An 18,046-nucleotide genomic window follows, 5' to 3' on the forward strand; every position below is an offset into this window, starting at 1 on the left:
CTCCCGCTGTGACGGAGGCGGCGGGCTTTGCTTGCCGCCGCCTCGCGTCGTCAGTTCCACATGAAGCTGTCGGCGCCCCGGTGCGTGGTGCCGAGCTGCGCGAGGTACTTGCGCTCCTCGCGCACCATGCGCCGGAAGGACTCGACCTGCAGCGCGACGGCGATGAACGTCAGCGGCATCCACAGCGATAAGGCCGTCATCTGCAGCAGGATGCCCACGTAGATGGGGTTCTCCAGGTTGCGATAGAACCCGGTGGTCTGGGTCTGTGCGGGCGGATTGGCGGACACCGAGAAGGACTGGGCGCGCATGAGCTGGAGCTCCCCCGCGATCTCCAGCCCCAGCCCCAGGGCTTGCAGGGAGACTGCCAGCCAACCCAGCCAAACGGGCAGATTCAGCGCGAAGAAGAGGGGGAGGAACAGGAGCACCACCAGCAGCGGCATCGCACGCGGCAGGATGATGCGCTTGCGCTCCTCCGGCGGAGTCCGAGCGAGGACCACCGCCTCATTGATCATCAAACACACGAAGAGAATACGACTGACAGTCAAGGCGCTCATGGGTGTCTCCGTCGACCGCCGGCTAGGTGCTCGTGCCGGCGGCCACCGGGGCAGGCACCGCCGCGGGCTTCTGCTCGCGGATGCCCACCAGCACCAGCACCGCCGCCACCACCAGCGCGCCCAGCATGACGTCGAACACGGCGGTGTAGTCATTGCCGCGCAGCTGGATGGCGTAGCCGATGAGGGAGCTGGTGAGCACGCCGCCAATCTGTCCGCCCGAGTTGATGAAGCCCGAGCCGGGGCCCATCACCTTGGGAGGCAGCAGAATCATGGGCATGGCCCAGATGGCGCCCGAGGCCATGTAGAGGAGGATGGCCGCCGCGCACTGCAGGAGCGTGTACGCCGTGGGGCTGGAGACGGTGGTGAAAAGGAAGAGGAAGATGCCGCCCACCGTCATGCAGCCGAAGACGAGGTACTTGCGCCGGCCGCGGAACCAGCGGTCCGACACGTACCCGCCCAGCACGACGCCGATGGTGCCGAACCAGAAGGGCAGGGAGGCGGCCCAGGCCATGCTCTTCAGGTCCAACCCCTTCTGCTTCATCAGGTAGGTGGGCAGCCACGTCAGCCAGCCATACATGGTGAGGTTGTAGATGAGGGCGATGAAGAAGAGCGCCCAGATGGTGGGCGAGCGCAGCAGGTCGAGGAAGCCGACGGGCTCCAGGGAGCGCTCGGCGTTGGCGACCTGGGACTTCGTGTCGCGCTCGAACTCCTCGAGCTCCTCACGCGAGACCTTCGGGTTCTCGTGGATGGAGTTGGTGATGGTGAGGAAGGCCGCCACCAGGCAGAGGATTCCACCGCCGCCGAGGATGAAGAAGCTCTGACGCCAGCCGAAGTTCTCCAGCAGCGGGCGCATGATGAGGGGGGTGAGGGCCGGCCCCAGGGCGATGGAGGAGAGGATGAGGGCGTTGGCCGTGGCGCGGTTCTTCTTGGAGAACCACTGGCCGATCACCTTCCACACCGCGGCGGGGAAGATGCCCTCGCCGATGCCGAAGAGGAAGCGCACCACCAGCATGCTGTTGAGGTCGGAGACGGCACCCGTGAGCGCGGTGAAGAGCGACCACCAGGCCAGGGCCACGAGGATGACGCGGCGCGAGCCGAAGCGGTCGGCGAGCAGGCCGCCGGGGATCTGGCACAGCGCGTAGCCCAGGAAGAAGGCGCTGCCGATCAACCCCTGCTGGCCCGTGTCGATCGACAGGTCCTTCGCCATGAAGGGCAGGGTCATGCTGATGGTCATCCGGTCCAGCCAGGCGACCAGGTAGCAGAGGATCAGGGCCAGGCCGAGCTTGTAGCTGCTCTTGAGCTTCATCCATTCACTCCCAATGTGGCCCGCTGGAGGAGATCTCGACGACTGACGAACCGGGGCGCAGGGGCGCGGCGAGGATAGACGCTCGGAGAGGTGTGCGCCATGGGGCCCGCCGGGGTGTATGTGGGGGGCATGCGCAAGGTGGTCATCCCCCGTGCCGGCGGTTACGACCGGCTCACCCTGGAGACTCAGCCCGACCCCACTCCCGCCCCCGAGGAGGTGGTCGTCACCACGGAGGCCATCGGCGTCAACTACGCCGACTGTGTCATCCGCATGGGGCTGTATGCCTCGGCCAAGGAGTACGTCGGCTGGCCCATCACCCCCGGCTTCGAGTTCGCCGGCACCGTCACCGCGGTGGGCTCGGCCGTCACGGACCTCGCTCCGGGCGCCAAGGTGCTCGGCGTCACGCGCTTCGGGGGCTACTCCACCCACGTGGCCGTGCCTCGCCACCAGGTGTTCGCCCTGCCCGCGCGCTTCGACATGGCCCAGGCCGCGGGCTTTCCCACCGTCTTCCTCACCGCGTACTACGCCCTCTTCGAGTTGGCCCACCCGCGCCCGGGGAACACGCTGCTCGTACACTCGGCGGCGGGCGGCGTGGGCGGGGCGCTGCTGCAACTGGGGCGCATCGCCGGCTGCCGCACCGTGGGCGTGGTGGGCTCCACCCACAAGGTGGAAACCGCTCGCACGCTCGGTGCGGATGTCGTCATCGACAAGAGCCGGGAAGACCTCTGGCGCGCCGCCGAGCAGGCCGCGCCCCGGGGCTATGACGTGGTGCTCGACGCCAACGGGGTGTCCACGCTCCGCGAGAGCTACCGACACCTCGCCCGGCCTGGAAAGCTCGTCATCTACGGCTTCCACTCCATGCTGCCGCGCCAGGGCGGGAGACCGAACTGGGTGAAGCTCGCCGCGGACTTCCTGCGTACCCCGCGCTTCGACCCGCTCTCGCTCACCAACGAGAACGCGAGCGTCATGGCCTTCAACCTCTCCTACCTCTTCGAGCAGCGCGGGGTGCTCGCCGAGAGCATGGGCCGGCTGCTCGCCTGGGTGGACGAGGGCCGCATCCTCGCGCCGCCCGTGACGCGCTTTCCGCTCGAGCGCGTCGCGGAGGCGCACCGGGCGCTGGAGTCCGGCTCCACCGTGGGCAAGCTCGTCCTGGTGCCGTGAGGGACGGGGGCGTGCTTCGTGTCGGACGCTGGGTTACGCGGTGACCTCGGCCGTCCAGCCCTGCTTGCGTGGCTTGAGGCGCACGCGGAGAGGTGTCGGTTTCGAGGTGGCGACGTGCTCCAGCCGGTCGAGTGGGTATTCCTCCACGGGCTGCTCATGCACCGCCATCAGCCGGAGCAGTCTCTCCGCCGTTGCTCCCATGGTGAGCGGCTTGTCGGGCCGCTCCCACCGGGACACCGTCTCCTTGGCCACGCCCATTCGTTTCGCCAGGTCGGTGCTCGACAGTCCCAGCCAGGTGCGCAGGAAGCGGATCTCGCTCGGTGTAAGCGCCGCCTTCTTGCTCGCGAGCTGAAGTGCGAGCTGCGCGTGGAGTTGCTCGACGTTCGAGTAGCCCACCTCCTCCTCGCCGCAATCCGGGCAGTGGCGGACCTGGACTCCCTCGATGATGACGCCCTCCAGCCCCGAATAGGCGCGGCGCGTTTCCTGACGGGACGTCATCTTCCCCCCGCATTGCAGGCATTTCATCGCTTCCTCCAGACCGTCACGACGACCAGCTCCGTTTCGCCTCGAAACGCCACGACCACCCAGATGGTGTTGGTATGCACGCGGTATCGCCAGGTGCCCTTCTCCTTCTCCGCGGGCTCGGTGATGTGGCCGCCGCGGAGCACGTTCGTCACGTCGACCTCCCGGAGGTCGTCCTTCTTCATCTCCTCGCGTGCGTGACGTGTGTAGGTGAGCTGGCCGCCCTTCAGAATGGCCGAGATGCGCTTGCGTGCGGCATTGGCATCCCATGCCCTGGTAGGGTCAGGAGTTGATGTCACGTCAATATAGCCTCTTTCTCCCAGATTCAACACCACATCATCTGCTGAGCTGGATACCTGCCGATGCTCTTCCGGCGAGGGAGGCTGTCTCCGTTGGGCAGTGGGCAGCTCCTGGCCGGCACGCGCTCACTTGCATCCTTGATGCCCAGGCAGGACAGCAGGAGCGAGGCTGGGGAGGAGGGGCTCGCACCGTGGACGGGAGTCTCTCTGGACGGAGCAGCTACCGCTTCACTGGGCCCCGCTGCTTCATCACTTCGTCCACCCGGCGGCCCAGCTCCGCGATGCTCTGCGTGAAGCCGATCGCCGTCACCGTCCCGGGGAAGCCGTTCTCCTCGTCCGAGAAGTTCGCCGTGCCCGCGACTCCCGCGTCGTAGTAGCGGTAGCCCAGGTTCGACAGGAACGCGATGACGTAGTGTCTCGGCGCCTTGCCCGGCAGCGCTCGCACGATGCCCGCGTCGCTCCCGTAGTTCTCCGTCTGCCCCGTCTTGTGCAGGAACTCCACCTCCGCCGCCGCGTTGCACGGCCGCGTGTCCCGCTTGAAGGCCGTCTCGCCCACCGTCGCCGTCCCGTCCGTCGCCAGCCACCTCGCCGGCACCGCCGTGGGGAGCCCCGGCCTCGCGTTCGGGTCTCCGCACACCAGCGTCGAGCTCAGTCCCTCCGCGTAGCCCTGGTCCGCCAGCAGCTTTTTCAAGAAGCCCCGCGCTGGCCCCGACAGCTCGCCCGCCGTCACCGCCCGACCCTCCGGCGTCCTCCACAGCACCCCCGGCCCTCCCTCGATGAGCAGGAACAGCCGCGCCGTGTCCAACGCCGTCATGTGGAGGCTCCCCGGCTGCCAGTTCCTCCCCGTCACCGGAGACGTCCCATTCACCTGGAGCGTCCCCAGTCCCAGCTCCGCGAGCTCCGCGTTCAGTCCCTCCATCGCCCCCCGCTCGTGCAGCAGCTTCACCAGCGCCTCCGTCGCCGTGTTGTTCGACTCGACGATCATCGGCTCCAGCCAGCTCCGCAGCGGGCGCTCGCCCTTGTCCTCCGTGTCCCGGAGGAAGCGGTAGGGCGTGTCCAGCGTCAGCTCGCCCCGGTCCACCAGCCGCATCACCCGGTAGGCGATGAGGATCTTGAACAGCGAGGCCGGGTAGGGCGCCATGAAGCGCAGCGGCGCCTTCGCGCGTCCCGGCACCAGCTCGTCCTCGGCCGGCGCGTCCGCCCACCCCTTCTTGTCATCCCAGCGGTCCAGGTCCCACCGCGTGAAGCGCACCGCTTGAGTCCCCAGCGTCTCCGGGTCGATGGGCACCGCCCGGCCCTTCGGGTAGTCCCTCGACAGCAGCACGTCCGCCGCCGCCACCGGGCGCCCTTCGGCGTCCAGCTCGATGACCGCCACGTCCACGTTCGGCGGGTGCGCGATGCGCTCGCCCTGGCGTCTCCAGTCCAGCACCCGGTCGAAGCCCACCTCGCGCACCGCTCTCAGCAGCTCCGTCTCCAGCGTTCTCGAGCGGGCAGGGGAGAGCGTGGGCGGTGTGGCCGTGGCGGTCGTGGTCAGCAGCAGGGCGACGCTGAGTGTGAGGCTGCGCATCGGTGAGTCCTGGGTCGGGGCGGGGGGGGACGGTACGCCGTGGCGTGTCCTCGCGGCCAGGGACTTCCGGGTTTCCTCCCGGGGGCTCCCGGTCTACCCTCCGCGCCGAATCTGGCAACGCTTTCGCCTCACTCTGGAGTGACTCGTGCCCATCGTCCACGACTGGCTCGCCCGTCGGGCCTCGCTCGCCCCCGAGCGCACCGCCCTCATCGACGCCACCCGCGGTGACCGCCGCATCTCCTGGCGCGAGTGGAATGCCTCCGCCAACCGCACCGCCCGGCTCCTCCAGGACGTCTTCGGTGTCCGCCGCGGCGACCGCGTTGCCGTGCTCGCGATGAACTGCACCGAGTTCCTCGACCTGCTCTTCGCCTGCGGCAAGCTCGGCGCCATCCTCCAGCCCCTCAACTGGCGCCTCAGCTCCTCCGAGCTCGCCGCCCTCCTCGCCGACGCCGAGCCCGTCGTCCTCGTCCACGGCCCCGACTTCCAGGCCCAGGTCGACTCCGTCCGCTCGCTCGCCTCCAGCGTGCGCCATGTCGTTCCCCTGGAGGACTCGCCCGCGCGCCGCTCCGAGGATGTGCCCTTCAGCCGCCGCGACGCCCTCTCGGACGCGCCGCTGCCCTCCGTGGACGTCGAGCCCGAGGACCCGTGGGTGCTCTGCTACACCGGCGGCAGCACCGGCACCCCCAAGGCGGCCATCCTCACCCACCGCTCCATCACCGCCAACGCCGCCAACACCGTCGTCAGCTGGGGCCTCACCGCCGACGACACCGCGCTGCTCAACGCGCCCCTCTTCCACACCGGCGGCCTCAACGTCTTCACCACGCCCCTCGTCTACGTGGGCGGTGCCACCGTCGTCTGCCGCTCCTTCTCCGTGGAGCAGGTCTTCGATGTCGTCCACCGCGGCGCCATCAACCTGCTCTTCGGCGTGCCCACCATGTTCATCGAGATGCAGCGCCACCCGCGCTTCGACTCGGTGGACTTCTCGCGCCTCAAGCTCCTCATCAGTGGTGGCGCCCCGTGCCCGCTCCCCGTCTTCGAGCGCTTCTTCGCCCGGGGCGTGGACTTCAAGACGGGCTATGGCCTCACCGAGGCCGGGCCCAACAACTTCTGCCTGCCTCCCGAGGACACGCGCCGCAAGCCCGGCGCCGTCGGCGTGCCCCTCTTCCACATCGAGGCGCGCATCGAGGGAGATGGCGAGGAGGGCGAGCTGCTCCTGCGCGGGCCGCACCTGTGCGCCGGCTACTGGCGTCGCCCCGAGGAGACGGCGAAGACGTTCGCGGGGGGCTGGCTCCACACGGGGGACCTCGTGCGGCGTGACGCGGACGGGTGCTTCTCCATCGTCGGCCGCAGCAAGGACCTCATCATCTCCGGCGGGGAGAACATCTACCCCTCCGAGGTGGAGAACGTGCTCGCCGCGCACCCCGAGGTCGCCGAGGTGTGTGTGATTGGCGTGCCCGACCCCAAGTGGGGCGAGGTGCCTCGCGCGCTCGTGGTGGCCCGGCCCGGGGCGGATCTCACCGAGGCGCGGCTGCTCGAGTTCTGCCAGGGCCGGCTCGCCCGCTACAAGCAGCCCCGGTCCGTTCGCTTCCTGGAGGCCCTGGTGCGCACCAGCGCCGGCAAGGTGGACCGGCGCACGCTCGCGGCCCGCCACGGGAACGCCGAGGGGTAGGCTACCCCCGCCGTCGCTCCAAGGCGGAGGGGGTATGGGGGGCTTCCACCTGGAAGCGGGCCACCATGTCCCGGAGCTGCTTGGCTCGGGCCTCCAGGTCCTCCACCGCCTGCGTTATCTGCTCCACGCCCGTCGCCGACTTCACCGCCTGGTTCGACAGGGCGTGGATGCGCAGCGAGAGCGCCTCGCCCGCGTTCGCCTGGGCCGCGTTCGCTCGCGCCATCTCCTTCACCCGCTTTTGAATCTCCTCCGCCCCGGTGACGATGCGCTCCAGCGCCTTGCCCGTGCGCGCCGACAGCGCCAGCCCCTCCTGCACCCGCGTGCGCCCCTCCCTCATCTGCGCCGCCGCCAGCTCCGTCTCCGACTGGCTCTCCTTCATCAGCGTCCCAATCCGCTCCGCCGCCGCCCGCGCCTGCTCCGCCAGTTTGCGTACCTCCTGTGCCACCACCGCGAAGCCCCTGCCGTGCTCACCCGCGCGCACCGCCTCGATCGCCGTGTTCACCGCCAGCACCCGCGTTTGATCCGCCACGTCCGAGATGAGCTCCACCGCCTGCTCCACCTCGGCGCTCCACTCCGTGAGCCGCTCCACAGCCCGCGCCGAGCGCTCCACCACCCGGGCGATCTCCCCCATCTTCTGCCCCGTGCCGCGCACCACCTCGCCGCCCTCGCGCGCCACCCGCTCGTTGGCCTCGGCCGTCCTCGCCGTCAGCTCGGCCTGGTGCGCCCCCACCGCCACCTCCTGCGTCATCCCCATCACCGCGTCCGTCATGTTCTGCAGCGCCCGGGACTGCTCCTGCGCCGCCTGGCTCACCCCGTCCGTCGAGCGGAGGATGTGCTCGGCGTCCGCCGCCGTCGCCGCCGACACCTCCAGCATTCCCCGCAGCACCCGCTGCACGTCCGACACCATGGCGTTGAAGGCCTGGCCCAGCTCGCCCACCTCGTCGTGCGAGGGCGCCAGCACCGTCACCCGCAGGTCTCCTCGCGCCACCTGTCCCGCCGCCTCCGCCAGCGAGCGCACCGGCGTCAGCACTCGCCGCGAGAAGTACACCCCCGCGAGCCCCGCCAGCCCCACGCCCACCAGCAGCGCCACCAGCAGCCGCCGCCGCACGGAGGCCACCTCGCGCTCGATGTCCTCCACGTACACGCCCGTGCCCAGCACCCAGCCCCAGGGCTCGAAGAGCTTCACGTAGGACACCTTCGGAATCGGCTCGGGCTCGCGCGGGCGGGTCGCCAGGTACTCCACCGCGCCCTCTCCCTGGTGCCGGGCCAGCTCGACGATGTCCACGAACACCGGCCGGCCCGCCGCGTCCTGGTACCCCTTCATGTCCTCGCCGATGCGGCCCGGCAGGAAGGGGTGCATCACCAGCCGCGTGTCCAGATCGTTGAGCCAGTAGTACTCGTTGCTCGAGTAGCGCAGGCCCTCCAGCAGCACCGCCGCCGCCCGGCGCGCCTCCTGGGGCGACAGCTCGCCCGCCCGCGCCCGCGCCTCGTACGCCTGGAGGATGCCGTGGCCCGTCTCCACCAACTGGCGCATCGCGCGCACCCGGTCGTCCCGGAGTTGCTGGCGGATGGCCGGCAGCACGTACCACTGCTGCAACAGCAACAGCGGCAGCACGGCGATCAGCAGCGCCACGTAGAACTTCACCAGCAGGCTGCGCCGTCGTGCGAACCCGAACGCCATTGCCTCCAGCCTAGGGCAAACCGGAGGAGATGTTCACCCGCCCACGGAGTAAACCCCCGGAGCCACAGGGGGGAGCGGGTTCAGCACCGGGGCAGGTTCGCGTCGAGCGGGCAGTCCCAGTCGGCATGGCAGCAGGTGTTGCCCTCGCCCTCACAGGGGTACTGGCACGTCTCCACCCAGCCACACGGGTGGTGATCCCGGCTCATGTTGGGCGGCTCCTCGCCGCGCTGCTCCGAGGCGTTACAGCCTCGTGAGCCCGGCTCGCACGTCACCGCCGGCCCGGACGAGTCCGCGGACAGGGACCGCAGCTCCTTCGCCGAGACACTGGTGAAGATGCTCGCCACGGCCACCAGAGAATAAATCGCCGCTTTCACGAAACGACCCCCCGTGCTGAGCGCACGCCTTCCCATCACCCCCGTCCCGGGTGGAGCCACGGGACGGTGCGTCAAAATTTTCTCTTCTGTCGCTATCAACGCGCGCCACGAAAACTTATTGCGCAGCGGGGACCGTGGCGCCGCGGTGAGGGCAGTTATTTGCCCACGCCATGTCGCGTTGCGTAGGGGCTCTCGCGGGGAATTCGTGACCTCGTCACCCCATGGGCAGAACGGGTGTCAGGCCGATGGCAGTCGCGAAGGGAGCTTCAGGTGGGGACGGGAAGGCGCGGGTAGGCGTGAGGGCGCCTGGGTGGATACCCGCTGCCTGTTCGGCGGCGTTGCCGAATCAAGGCACGTTGTCCGGCTCGTTGGTGAAGAGCGCGTGGAACAGCGTCGTCTCTGGAGGCTCCACCCATTGGACGAAGAGCGGGACGGGGGTTTCGGCAAGCTCGCGCGGAAGCTTGCTGAGCCCGAAGATCTCTTCGATCTTCCTGGAGATGACATCCGCTGGGTGCTTCATCTCGGGTGGGAACGGCTCGAAGCAGACCCGAGGATTGAGTCGGGTTCTATTGCCTACGCGGCCATACCGCACGCCGTAAACGATGTAGATGGGCGCCAGGATGCTGACGCACCCGACGACGATCCACGGGAGCGGTGGCATCGGACGTCCTTTGGCCGGGTAGACGACACAACGAAAGCAGGCATCAGGGGTCGCGGTGCCGTCTCCGATGGTGAAGTCGGGGAGCTCTCGTTTGAGGCCCCGCAGGAACGCATGCCATCGGTCGATCTGCTTGAGTTCCTGGTCCCACCGAGCCTCGAACTTCTTGTACTCGGGGCTCTTCTCCTGGCGGAGTTGATAGTCCTTGTCCGGGCGCCAGTAGGCTCGCGCGATGGAGAGCAGTTGCTCGAGTGAAGGAAGCATGGGCTCAAGGAACGAGTTCACCGAACTGAACGGGGATCGTCTCTTTGTAGCACTCTGTTTTTACACGAGCACCGCCGATAGACGCTTTGAGCAGGGGCTTGAGCGTGTTCTTGAGGGTTTCACACAGCAGACCGAGAGGGGATTCTGGCGTGGCGGAGCCAAAGACCATCTGGGTTGCTTCATGGGTGCGTTCCGCCGTGATGCGCTGTGCAAGCGAGAGGGAAAAAGCGCCATCCCTGTTCTCGATTGGCACCTCAACACCAAATCTGCACAGGAATGAGTCTCCCGTGTTCGCCCTTTGAATGTTGATGTGGAGGCATGCCGCGCGCCAGCCACCCGGCTCGTCATCATCATCAAGCTGATTGACGATCGTGACGAAGTGGATTTGTCGCGGCTCGATCTTCCCCGTGACGATGGTCCTGGTTCTCGAGACAGGGCGCACGCATCCTGAGAACATCAAGAGCAACAGAGCGAGTGCAAAACGTCGCGCAAACGGTCCAGGCATGTCCTCCCCCTCGGCTACTTCTCGAGCTCACCGCGCCCCCTCCCATGACGGAAGGGGGCGGGCTCACAGCTCCGACAGCAGGCGGCTCAGGTCATCGGGCCGCACGGGCTTCACGAGGTGCAGGTCGAAGCCCGCATCGCGCGCCCGGCTCTGGTCGTCGTAGCCGGTGAGCGCCACCAGGCGGATGTTCCGGCCCATCTTCGCCCGCAGCTCCTCGGCCACCCGGTAGCCGTCCAGCCCCGGCAGGCCGATGTCCACCAGCGCCAGCTCCGGCGGCTGCCGCATCGCCAGCTCCACGCCGCGCAGCCCGTCCGCCGCCACCTCCACCCGGTGGCCCCACGTCTCCAGCAGGTCCTGCAGCGCCTGCCGCGCGTCCACGTTGTCCTCCACCAGCAGGATGTGCCGGCGCCGCTTCACCAGCTCCGGCAGCGCCACCTCCCGCTCCTCCACGCCCGCCTCCGCCAGCACGGGCAGCCACACCACGAACTCGCTGCCCCGGCCCGGGCCGTCGCTGTGCGCCTCCACCCGGCCCTCGTGCAGCTCCACCAGGTTGCGCACCAGCGTCAGCCCGATGCCCAGGCCTCCGCGCGTGTACTCCAGCGACTCGTCCGCCTGCGAGAACAGGTCGAACACCAGCGGCAGCACCTCCGCGCGGATGCCGATGCCCGTGTCCTTCACCCGCACCACCGCGCCCGGCCGGCCGTCCCGCGTCTCCCGCTCCACCAGCACCGAGATGACACCGCCCGCGTCCGTGTACTTCGTCGCGTTGTCCAGCAGGTTGGTGAAGACCTGCTCCAGCCGCGTCGTGTCCGCCTCCATCCACACGGGCACCGCCGGCAGGGAGGACTCCAGCGTCAGCTTGCGCCCCTCCGCCTGCGGGCGGAACACCGTCAGCACCTGATGCAGCACGCCCCGCAGGTCCAACCGCGTCTGGCGCAGCTCCACCTTGCCCCGGGTAATCCGGCTCACGTCCAGCAGGTCATCCACCAGCCGCGCCAGGTGGTTCGTCTGGCGCTGGATGATGGAGACCATCCGCCCCTCCTTGGCGTCCGCCGAGCCCCGGCGATCCAGGATGCCCACCGCCGTGGTGATGGCGGCCAGGGGGTTGCGCAGCTCGTGCGCCAGCATGGCCAGGAAAAGGTCCTTGCGACGGTCCGCCTCCTGGAGGTACTCGGCGCGTCGGCGCAGCTCCTGCTCCGCGCGCCGCATGCGCAACAGCGAGCGCACCGTGGCGACGAGCTCCTCGCCCTCGAAGGGCTCGGTGAGGTAGGCGTCCGCGCCGCCCTCCAGCCCCCGCACCTTCTTGTCCGGGGTGACGTAGGTGGCCGAGGTGTGCATCACCGCGATGGAGGCCGTCTCCGGCCGGGAGCGCAAGTGCTTGCACACCTCGTAGCCGCTGATGTCCGGCAGCTTCACGTCCAGCACCACGACGTCCGGGCGCTCGAGCTCGGCCAGCCGCAGGGCCTCCTGGCCCGTGGCCGCCTCCAGCACCCGGTAGCCCGCCATCCCCAGCGTGCGCGTGGTGAGGTAGCGCGTCGCCTCGTCGTCGTTGACGTTGAGAATCGTCGCGGAAACAGTGAGGTCAGCCACGGCGGCCCTCTCCCTTCTCGGTGCCCAGGCCCGTCTTGTGCAGCGCGTCCCGGATGCGGTTGATGGCCACCTCGCGGCTCAACGTGTGCTTTGCCAGGATGGTGGACGTCCCCTTGGCCAGCCGCTGGCGCTCCTCCTCCTGGAGCTGCCGCGAGGTGTGGAGGATGACGGGGATGTCGCGCGTGCGGGGGTCCGACTTCAGCTCGTCCAGCACGTCGAAGGCCGTCATGTCCGGGAGCACGAAGTCCAGGAAGATGAGGTCCGGGGTCTGCTCGCGCGCGAGCTGGACGCCCTCGGGGCCCGTGGCCGCCTCGGCCAGCAGGTAGGGCGTGTCCCGGAGGAGCTGCCGCAGCAGGTAGCGGTGCACGGCGTCGTCGTCGATGATGAGCAGCTTGCGCATGGGGCCCTTGCGCGCCATCGCCGCCAGCTTCTTGAGGAGCTGCTCCTCCACCACGGGCTTGAGCCAGAACTCGTCGGCTCCCAGCGCGCGCGCCTTGTTCTCGCGGTCCATCAGCGTCACCACCATCACGGGGATGTCGCGCGTGGCCTCGTTGGCCTTGAGCTCGGCGAGGAAGCTCCAGGTCGTCTCGCCCTCCAGCATGACGTCCAGCACCATGGCCGCCGGACGCACCCGCTGCAGCGTGCGCCGCGCCTCGTCCACCGTGCGCACCGGCAGTACCTGGAAGCCCGAGCGCGACAGGTATTTCTCGTAGAGGAAGAGCGTCTGCCGGTCGTCCTCCAGCACCATCACCGGCGCGCGGCCCGGATCCAACTGCTGGCTGCGCTCCGTCATGTGGACGAGCTCCACCACCTCCGGGTGGACGCGGGGGAGGGTGAGGGTGAAGGTGGAGCCCCGGCCCGGCTCGCTGCGCACCGTGAGCGAGCCGCCGAGGAACTCCGCCAGCCGCCGCGACAGCGCCAGCCCCAGGCCCGTGCCCTTCACCTTCTTCTGCAGCGGGCTCTCCACCTGGGTGAACTCCTCGAAGACGCGCTCCTGGTGCTCCGGCGGAATGCCGATGCCCGAGTCGCTCACCCGGAAGCACACCGTGTCCTCCGGGCCCCGCTCGGCCGTGACGGTGACGTGGCCCGTCTCGGTGAACTTCAGGGCGTTGGACACCAGGTTGCGCAGCACCTGGCTCACCTTCGCCTCGTCCGTCTCCAACAACAGCTCCGGCGGCTCCTCGAAGCGCAGCTCCACCGGGGAGTCCGCTGGCACCAGCGGCCGCATCATCCCGCGCAGCGCCCCCAGGAAGTCCGAGGCGCTGAAGCGGATGGGCCGCAGTGTCGCCTTGCCGGACTCCATCTTGGAGAGGTCCAACAGGTCATTCACCAGCTCGAAGAGGGCCTCGCCCGAGGTGCGGATGAACTGCACCTGCTTCTGCTGCTCGCTGGAGAGCGTGCCGTTGACGGGGTTGAGCAGCAGCCGCGCCAGGCCGAGGATGGAGTGCAGCGGGGTGCGGAACTCGTGGCTGACGTTGGCCACCACGCGGCTCTTGATTTCCGCGGCCCGCACGAGGCTCTCCGTCTTCTCGTCCAGCTCGGCGTGCAGGGTGCGCACGCCGCGGTTGGACTCCTCCAGGTCCCGGTTGAGGCGCGTGAGCTCGTCCGCGCGGCGCTTCAGCTCGCGCTGCTGGCGCTCCGTCTCGCGGTGCAGCGCGGACAGCTCGCTCATCGTCTCGCTCACCTGCGAGAGCGACGAGGCGTAGTCCTCCGGCACCAGGCTGCCCACCAACGCCGAGCCCCCCTCATGCGGGGCGCCTCGGAAGGCGAAGGTGCGCGGCATGCCGCCCACATTGAGGATGACCTCCCAGCCCTCCACGCGCTCGTCGCGGGCCAGGGCCAGCAGCTTGTCCACCTTGTCCTCGGTGCCCAGCACCGCCAGCTTGCGCAGGGTGGAGCCCGGGGCGACCTCCAGCAGCCGTGAGGCGCGCTCGTCCGCCCAGGTGATGGAGCCGGAGGCGTCGCACGCCAGCGCCACCTCGCGGCTCAGGAAGTGCGAGAGGGCCGCCGGGATGGGGGTCATCATGACTGTTCCTTTTCCAGGGCGGTGAGGCCCGTGGCCACCGTCACCCGGGGCAGGTCCGACACGGCGGTGTCCTGGGCCAGTGCCGACTCCAGGGATTGCAGCAGCGCGGGGTAGGCACACCGCAGCCCGCGACGCGGCCAGAAGCCCGCGTACCAGCGCACGTGCTCCACGAAGAGCCCGGGCCGCTTCGTGCCCAGGGAGTCCATCAGGTAGGAGAGCTGCAGCAGCAGCTCGTCGCCCAGGAGGATCTCCTGCTCCGGCGACAGGGAGGCCCGGGTGGCCAGCTCGCGCAGCGTGCGCGCCACCAGCTCGGGGGCCCGCTCGTGCACGGCGCGCGCGGGGCCCTCGGGCCACTCCAGCGCGGACTCGGCCGCGCGCAGGTACTCCAGCGCCTCGGGAGGCTGGGTGAGGCCCTCGTGCACCAGCGCCCCGTGCAGCCCCTGGAAGTGCATGGCGATGTGGCGCGAGCTCATGCCGCGCGGCACCAGCAGCCCCTGCAGCCACCGGGCATAGCGCTCCATCACCCCCGCGTCCTTCGCGTCCAGGGCCTGCACGAGGTAGCGCACGTGGAAGACGGCGTCCTCGCCGCCAAAGCGCCTCGCCCGCTCCTCGCCATACCGCGCGAACCAGAACGGGTCGTCGTAGAGCTCGCGCACGGATGCCTCGGCGAGCCGCTGCGTGCGGGACTCCACCTCTCGGGCGAGTGACTGCATGGCTACACCTCGAACATCCTGCAGGCCGCGGCCACCAGCTCGCGCGCGTCCTTGCCGAAGAAGGGGACTCCCAATTCCGCCTCCACCCCTGGAGCCCAGGTGAAGGCCAACCCCCCTACGGCCATGGGCAGCAACGGCTCGACTTCGCGCACCGCCGTCACCGCCTTGCGCAACGCGGGCACGTGGTACGACATGGTGACCGAGAGTGCCAGCAAATCAGGCTTGCTCTCCCGCACCTCGCGCGCCAGGTGCTCCGCCGGGACGTTCGCCCCGAGGAAGCGCACATCGAAGCCGGCCATCTCCAGGAAGTCGCTGGCGATGCGCGCGCCCAGCTCGTGCAGCTCGCCCTCGACGCAGGACAGCATCACCGTGCGCCCGTTGGCGGGATCTCTCGGCAGGTGCCGGTAGAGGTGGGAGAGGGCGAGCTGGGAGATGGCCGTGGCCAGGTGCTCCTGGGCCACCGAGATGTGGTTCTCCTGCCACAGCCGGCCGATCTCCACCTGGGCCGATTGGATGATGTCCAGGTGCAGGGTGGGGATGGACAGGCCGCGCATAAGGCCCTCGTCCACGATGAGGCGCAGGGCCTCTCGGCGGTTCCCCGCGAGCTGGGCGCGCAGGTAGGCCTGCCGAAGCACTTCGATGGTGTCAGTCGTCACGGATGAGGATCGCGGAGGGGGGGAGGGGCAGGTTATCCGGAGTTGCCCTCCTTAATAAGAGGAAGCCCACCGGGCGCATTCCTGGTCAACATCGTCCCCCATTTCGGCGGGGGTGGTGCGGAGAACAAGCGCTTACTTGGAACTCAAGCGAGTGGGCGGGGAATAACGGGTGAGAAGAAAACGATGTGGGTGAAAAAGCGGGTGACAGCGCGACGAGGGGCCGGTGTTCCCTTCCCGGCAGGAGGCCCGCATGCGTCCCCCGACTCGCACCCCAGATTGGCTCCTCGAACGCATCGCCCTGGGGGAGTTGCCTCCGGAGGAACTCGCCAGCGCCCGGGCCCGCCTCCTCCAGGAGCCGGACGGGGCCACCCGGCTCGCCGCGCTCGAGGCCGACACCACCGCCACGCTGGAGCGGTTTCCCCCCGCCGAGTTCGCCGGTCGGGTGGCCTCCCGGGTGCGCCTCCGCCGGCTCGGGCGGGATCAGACGGCCCGACGGTTTCGACCGGCTTTCGCCCTCGTCCCGGCGCTCGCGGTCGCGGCCCTCGTCCTCCTCGTCCGGCCCCAGGTCGCTCCCCCGGTGGGCGAGCAGGAGACCCTGGAGGAGACGCGGGTGAAGGGCCTGGAGCCCCACCTCGTCGTCCACCGCCAGCGGGCCCAGGCGGCGGAGCTGCTCGTGGACGGCGCGCGAGTGGCCGAAGGCGATGTGGTGCAGCTGGCCTATGTGGCCGCGGGCCAGGCCCATGGCGCCATCCTCTCCGTGGACGGGCGCGGCACCGTCACCCTGCATGCCCCCGAGTCCGGAGGCGCCTCGGTGCCACTCGCGCGCTCGGGCACCCACGTCCTGCCCGGCGCCTACGCCCTGGACGACGCGCCCGGCTTCGAGCGCTTCTTCCTCGTCACCGCCGACGCCCCCTTCGCCCTGGAGGAGGTGCTCGCCGCGGCCCGCTCGCTCGCCGAGCGCTCGGATGCGAGCATCTCCCCATTGCCCCTGCCTTCGCGGTACACGCAGGCCTCGTTCCTGCTGGAGAAGCCCTCGCCATGAGCTTCACGAGAGCCCTCGCCCTGCTGTCCCTGCTGGTCGCCGCCCCCGTCCTCGCCGAGACGGGCACGGTGCGCCGGCTGGCCCTGCTCGTGGGCGTCAACGACGGCGGCGCCGAGCGCGTGCGCCTGCGCTACGCCGTCTCGGACGCGCGGTCCTTCGACAAGGTGCTGGGGGAATTGGGCGGAGTCGCCCCGGCGGACCGGCGCCTGCTGGTGGAGACGGGCCGCGCGGGGCTGGTGGAGGCGCTCGGGGAGTTGCGCGCGCGCACCCAGGCCGCCCGCGCCTCCGGGGCCTCGCGCGTGGAGGTGCTCGTCTACTACTCGGGCCACTCGGACGAGGAGGGCCTGCTGCTCAAGGGCGAGCGCATGGACTACGGCGAGCTGCGCCGCGCCCTGGAGGCCCTGCCCGCGGACGTGCGCATCGCCGTGCTGGACAGCTGCGCCTCGGGGGCCTTCGCGCGCACCAAGGGCGGCACCCGGCGGCCCGCCTTCCTGGTGGACTCGGGCAACAAGGTGAAGGGCCACGCCATCCTCACCTCCTCCAGCGAGGACGAGGCCTCGCAGGAGAGCGACAGGCTGGGCGGCTCGTACTTCACGCACCATCTCGTCTCGGGCCTGCGCGGCGCGGCCGACACCACCCATGACGGGCGCGTCACCCTCAACGAGGCCTACCAGTTCGCCTTCCACGAGACGCTCGCCCGCACCGAGAAGACGCGCGGCGGCGCCCAGCACCCCGCCTATGACATCGAGCTGGCGGGCTCGGGCGACCTGGTGATGACGGATCTGCGGGCCACCTCGGCGGGGCTCTACCTCACCGAGGCGCTGGAGGGCCGGCTCTTCGTGCGCGACGAGGCGGGCACCCTGGTGGTGGAGCTGCAGAAGGCGTCGGGCCGGCCCACGGAGCTGGGGCTGGCGCCCGGGCGCTACAGCGTGCGGCGCGAGGTGGAGGGCGGTGCGTCCGAGGCTCGCTTCTCGCTCGCGGAGGGCCAGCGCACGCCGCTCACCCCGGCACAGTTCGCGGGCGTGCCGCTGGAGGCCACGGTGTCGCGGGGGGGGCCGGAGGTCGCGGCGGCGGCTCCGGGGGGGAGCGTGGCGCCCTCTGTGTCCGAGGCCGTCGCGGTGGTGGGCCGGGAGGGGCGGGTGGTGGTGCCGCTCGCCGCGAGCCTGTTCCCGCCGGTGAGCACCAACGCGTTACAGGCACCGGGCCGGCGGGTGGAGAACCAGTGGGCGGTGGGCGGGGTGAATGGCGCCGAGGCGCTGCGGGGCGTGGCCCTGTCGCTGGGGGCCAACTGGTACACGGAGGAGGCCCGGGGCGTGCTGCTGTCCTCGGGTATCAACGTGGTGGGCGGGGACGCGAGCGGGCTGTCCGTGGCCCCGGGGGCGAACATCGCGAGGGGGCGGTTCGAGGGGTTGCAGGCGGCGGCGGGGGTGAACGTGGCGGGCGGGGACGTGCGGGTGGG

Annotated in this window: 17 protein-coding genes; 4 read left to right on the forward strand and 13 right to left on the reverse strand. The window is 69.9% G+C overall.

All coding sequences use genetic code 11. The annotated features are described in order from the left end of the window. Positions 1 to 50 precede the first annotated feature (50 nt). Both VF697_RS40510 and VF697_RS40515 read right to left on the reverse strand, forming a co-directional pair. Positions 51 to 554 carry a methyltransferase gene (locus VF697_RS40510; RefSeq protein ID WP_331103709.1) on the reverse strand — a complete coding sequence of 168 codons (504 nt, stop codon included), beginning with the start codon at positions 552 to 554 and terminating at the stop codon, positions 51 to 53. A gap of 22 nt (positions 555 to 576) precedes the next feature. Further along, positions 577 to 1,860, reverse strand: a complete 1,284-nt coding sequence (locus tag VF697_RS40515) for an MFS transporter (RefSeq protein WP_331103711.1) — start codon at positions 1,858 to 1,860, stop codon at positions 577 to 579. 99 nt (positions 1,861 to 1,959) lie between these two features. Between VF697_RS40515 and VF697_RS40520 the strand changes: the two genes are divergently transcribed. Next, positions 1,960 to 3,021 carry a medium chain dehydrogenase/reductase family protein gene (locus VF697_RS40520; protein ID WP_331103713.1) on the forward strand — a complete coding sequence of 354 codons (1,062 nt, stop codon included), beginning with the start codon at positions 1,960 to 1,962 and terminating at the stop codon, positions 3,019 to 3,021. A 33-nt stretch (positions 3,022 to 3,054) separates the two neighbouring features. Here VF697_RS40520 and VF697_RS40525 read toward each other — a convergent pair whose 3' ends face one another. From VF697_RS40525 to VF697_RS40535, 3 genes are all read right to left on the reverse strand, one after another. Next, positions 3,055 to 3,546, reverse strand: coding sequence for a type II TA system antitoxin MqsA family protein (locus VF697_RS40525; protein ID WP_331103715.1), 492 nt, complete (start codon positions 3,544 to 3,546; stop codon positions 3,055 to 3,057). Beyond that, the gene (locus tag VF697_RS40530; protein WP_331103717.1) at positions 3,543 to 3,878 is read right to left on the reverse strand and encodes a DUF4258 domain-containing protein; all 336 of its coding nucleotides are present in this window, start codon (positions 3,876 to 3,878) and stop codon (positions 3,543 to 3,545) included. The genes VF697_RS40525 and VF697_RS40530 overlap by 4 nt, the downstream gene beginning before the upstream one ends. 184 nt (positions 3,879 to 4,062) lie before the next feature. Then, positions 4,063 to 5,409 carry a serine hydrolase gene (locus VF697_RS40535; protein ID WP_331103719.1) on the reverse strand — a complete coding sequence of 449 codons (1,347 nt, stop codon included), beginning with the start codon at positions 5,407 to 5,409 and terminating at the stop codon, positions 4,063 to 4,065. Positions 5,410 to 5,554: 145 nt separating this feature from the next. Between VF697_RS40535 and VF697_RS40540 the strand changes: the two genes are divergently transcribed. Beyond that, positions 5,555 to 7,078, forward strand: a complete 1,524-nt coding sequence (locus VF697_RS40540; RefSeq protein ID WP_331103721.1) for a long-chain fatty acid--CoA ligase — start codon at positions 5,555 to 5,557, stop codon at positions 7,076 to 7,078. Between the two features lies 1 nt (position 7,079). On the opposite strand, the gene VF697_RS40545 is transcribed toward VF697_RS40540, so the two are convergent. From VF697_RS40545 to VF697_RS40580, 8 genes are all read right to left on the reverse strand, one after another. Continuing rightward, entirely contained in the window at positions 7,080 to 8,759 is a 1,680-nt protein-coding gene (locus tag VF697_RS40545) for a methyl-accepting chemotaxis protein (protein ID WP_331103723.1), read from the reverse strand. An 80-nt stretch (positions 8,760 to 8,839) separates the two neighbouring features. Continuing rightward, the gene (locus VF697_RS40550; protein ID WP_331103725.1) at positions 8,840 to 9,133 is read right to left on the reverse strand and encodes a hypothetical protein; all 294 of its coding nucleotides are present in this window, start codon (positions 9,131 to 9,133) and stop codon (positions 8,840 to 8,842) included. 346 nt (positions 9,134 to 9,479) lie between these two features. After that, entirely contained in the window at positions 9,480 to 10,055 is a 576-nt protein-coding gene (locus VF697_RS40555) for a hypothetical protein (protein WP_331103727.1), read from the reverse strand. Between the two features lie 4 nt (positions 10,056 to 10,059). Next, positions 10,060 to 10,560, reverse strand: coding sequence for a hypothetical protein (locus VF697_RS40560; RefSeq protein WP_331103729.1), 501 nt, complete (start codon positions 10,558 to 10,560; stop codon positions 10,060 to 10,062). A gap of 63 nt (positions 10,561 to 10,623) precedes the next feature. Further along, positions 10,624 to 12,150 carry a response regulator gene (locus VF697_RS40565; RefSeq protein WP_331103731.1) on the reverse strand — a complete coding sequence of 509 codons (1,527 nt, stop codon included), beginning with the start codon at positions 12,148 to 12,150 and terminating at the stop codon, positions 10,624 to 10,626. Next, on the reverse strand, positions 12,143 to 14,176 hold the full coding sequence (locus VF697_RS40570) for a hybrid sensor histidine kinase/response regulator (protein WP_331103732.1): 2,034 nt from the start codon (positions 14,174 to 14,176) through the stop codon (positions 12,143 to 12,145). The genes VF697_RS40565 and VF697_RS40570 overlap by 8 nt, the downstream gene beginning before the upstream one ends. Continuing rightward, entirely contained in the window at positions 14,173 to 14,889 is a 717-nt protein-coding gene (locus tag VF697_RS40575; protein WP_331103733.1) for a hypothetical protein, read from the reverse strand. The genes VF697_RS40570 and VF697_RS40575 overlap by 4 nt, the downstream gene beginning before the upstream one ends. 2 nt (positions 14,890 to 14,891) lie before the next feature. After that, complete coding sequence (locus tag VF697_RS40580) at positions 14,892 to 15,545, reverse strand: cobalamin B12-binding domain-containing protein (protein ID WP_331103735.1); 654 nt, start codon at positions 15,543 to 15,545, stop codon at positions 14,892 to 14,894. A gap of 250 nt (positions 15,546 to 15,795) precedes the next feature. On the opposite strand from VF697_RS40580, the gene VF697_RS40585 reads away from it, so the two are divergent. Next, entirely contained in the window at positions 15,796 to 16,587 is a 792-nt protein-coding gene (locus VF697_RS40585; RefSeq protein WP_331103737.1) for an ActD-like protein, read from the forward strand. Further along, positions 16,584 to 18,046 (forward strand): caspase family protein (locus VF697_RS40590; RefSeq protein ID WP_331103739.1); only part of this gene is annotated, 1,463 nt, incomplete at its 3' end. The genes VF697_RS40585 and VF697_RS40590, both read left to right, overlap by 4 nt.

This window comes from Archangium sp., from assembly GCF_036388035.1.
Taxonomy (GTDB): Bacteria; Myxococcota; Myxococcia; order Myxococcales; family Myxococcaceae; genus Archangium.

Coding starts and splice junctions, on each gene's coding strand:
- VF697_RS40560 (WP_331103729.1), bottom strand. CDS start 10,560: ATGCCTGGACCGTTTGCGCGACGTTTTGCACTCGCTCTGTTGCTCTTG.
- VF697_RS40585 (WP_331103737.1), top strand. CDS start 15,796: ATGCGTCCCCCGACTCGCACCCCAGATTGGCTCCTCGAACGCATCGCC.
- VF697_RS40555 (WP_331103727.1), bottom strand. CDS start 10,055: ATGCTTCCTTCACTCGAGCAACTGCTCTCCATCGCGCGAGCCTACTGG.
- VF697_RS40525 (WP_331103715.1), bottom strand. CDS start 3,546: ATGAAATGCCTGCAATGCGGGGGGAAGATGACGTCCCGTCAGGAAACG.
- VF697_RS40515 (WP_331103711.1), bottom strand. CDS start 1,860: ATGAAGCTCAAGAGCAGCTACAAGCTCGGCCTGGCCCTGATCCTCTGC.
- VF697_RS40545 (WP_331103723.1), bottom strand. CDS start 8,759: ATGGCGTTCGGGTTCGCACGACGGCGCAGCCTGCTGGTGAAGTTCTAC.
- VF697_RS40570 (WP_331103732.1), bottom strand. CDS start 14,176: ATGATGACCCCCATCCCGGCGGCCCTCTCGCACTTCCTGAGCCGCGAG.
- VF697_RS40535 (WP_331103719.1), bottom strand. CDS start 5,409: ATGCGCAGCCTCACACTCAGCGTCGCCCTGCTGCTGACCACGACCGCC.
- VF697_RS40575 (WP_331103733.1), bottom strand. CDS start 14,889: ATGCAGTCACTCGCCCGAGAGGTGGAGTCCCGCACGCAGCGGCTCGCC.
- VF697_RS40510 (WP_331103709.1), bottom strand. CDS start 554: ATGAGCGCCTTGACTGTCAGTCGTATTCTCTTCGTGTGTTTGATGATC.
- VF697_RS40520 (WP_331103713.1), top strand. CDS start 1,960: ATGGGGCCCGCCGGGGTGTATGTGGGGGGCATGCGCAAGGTGGTCATC.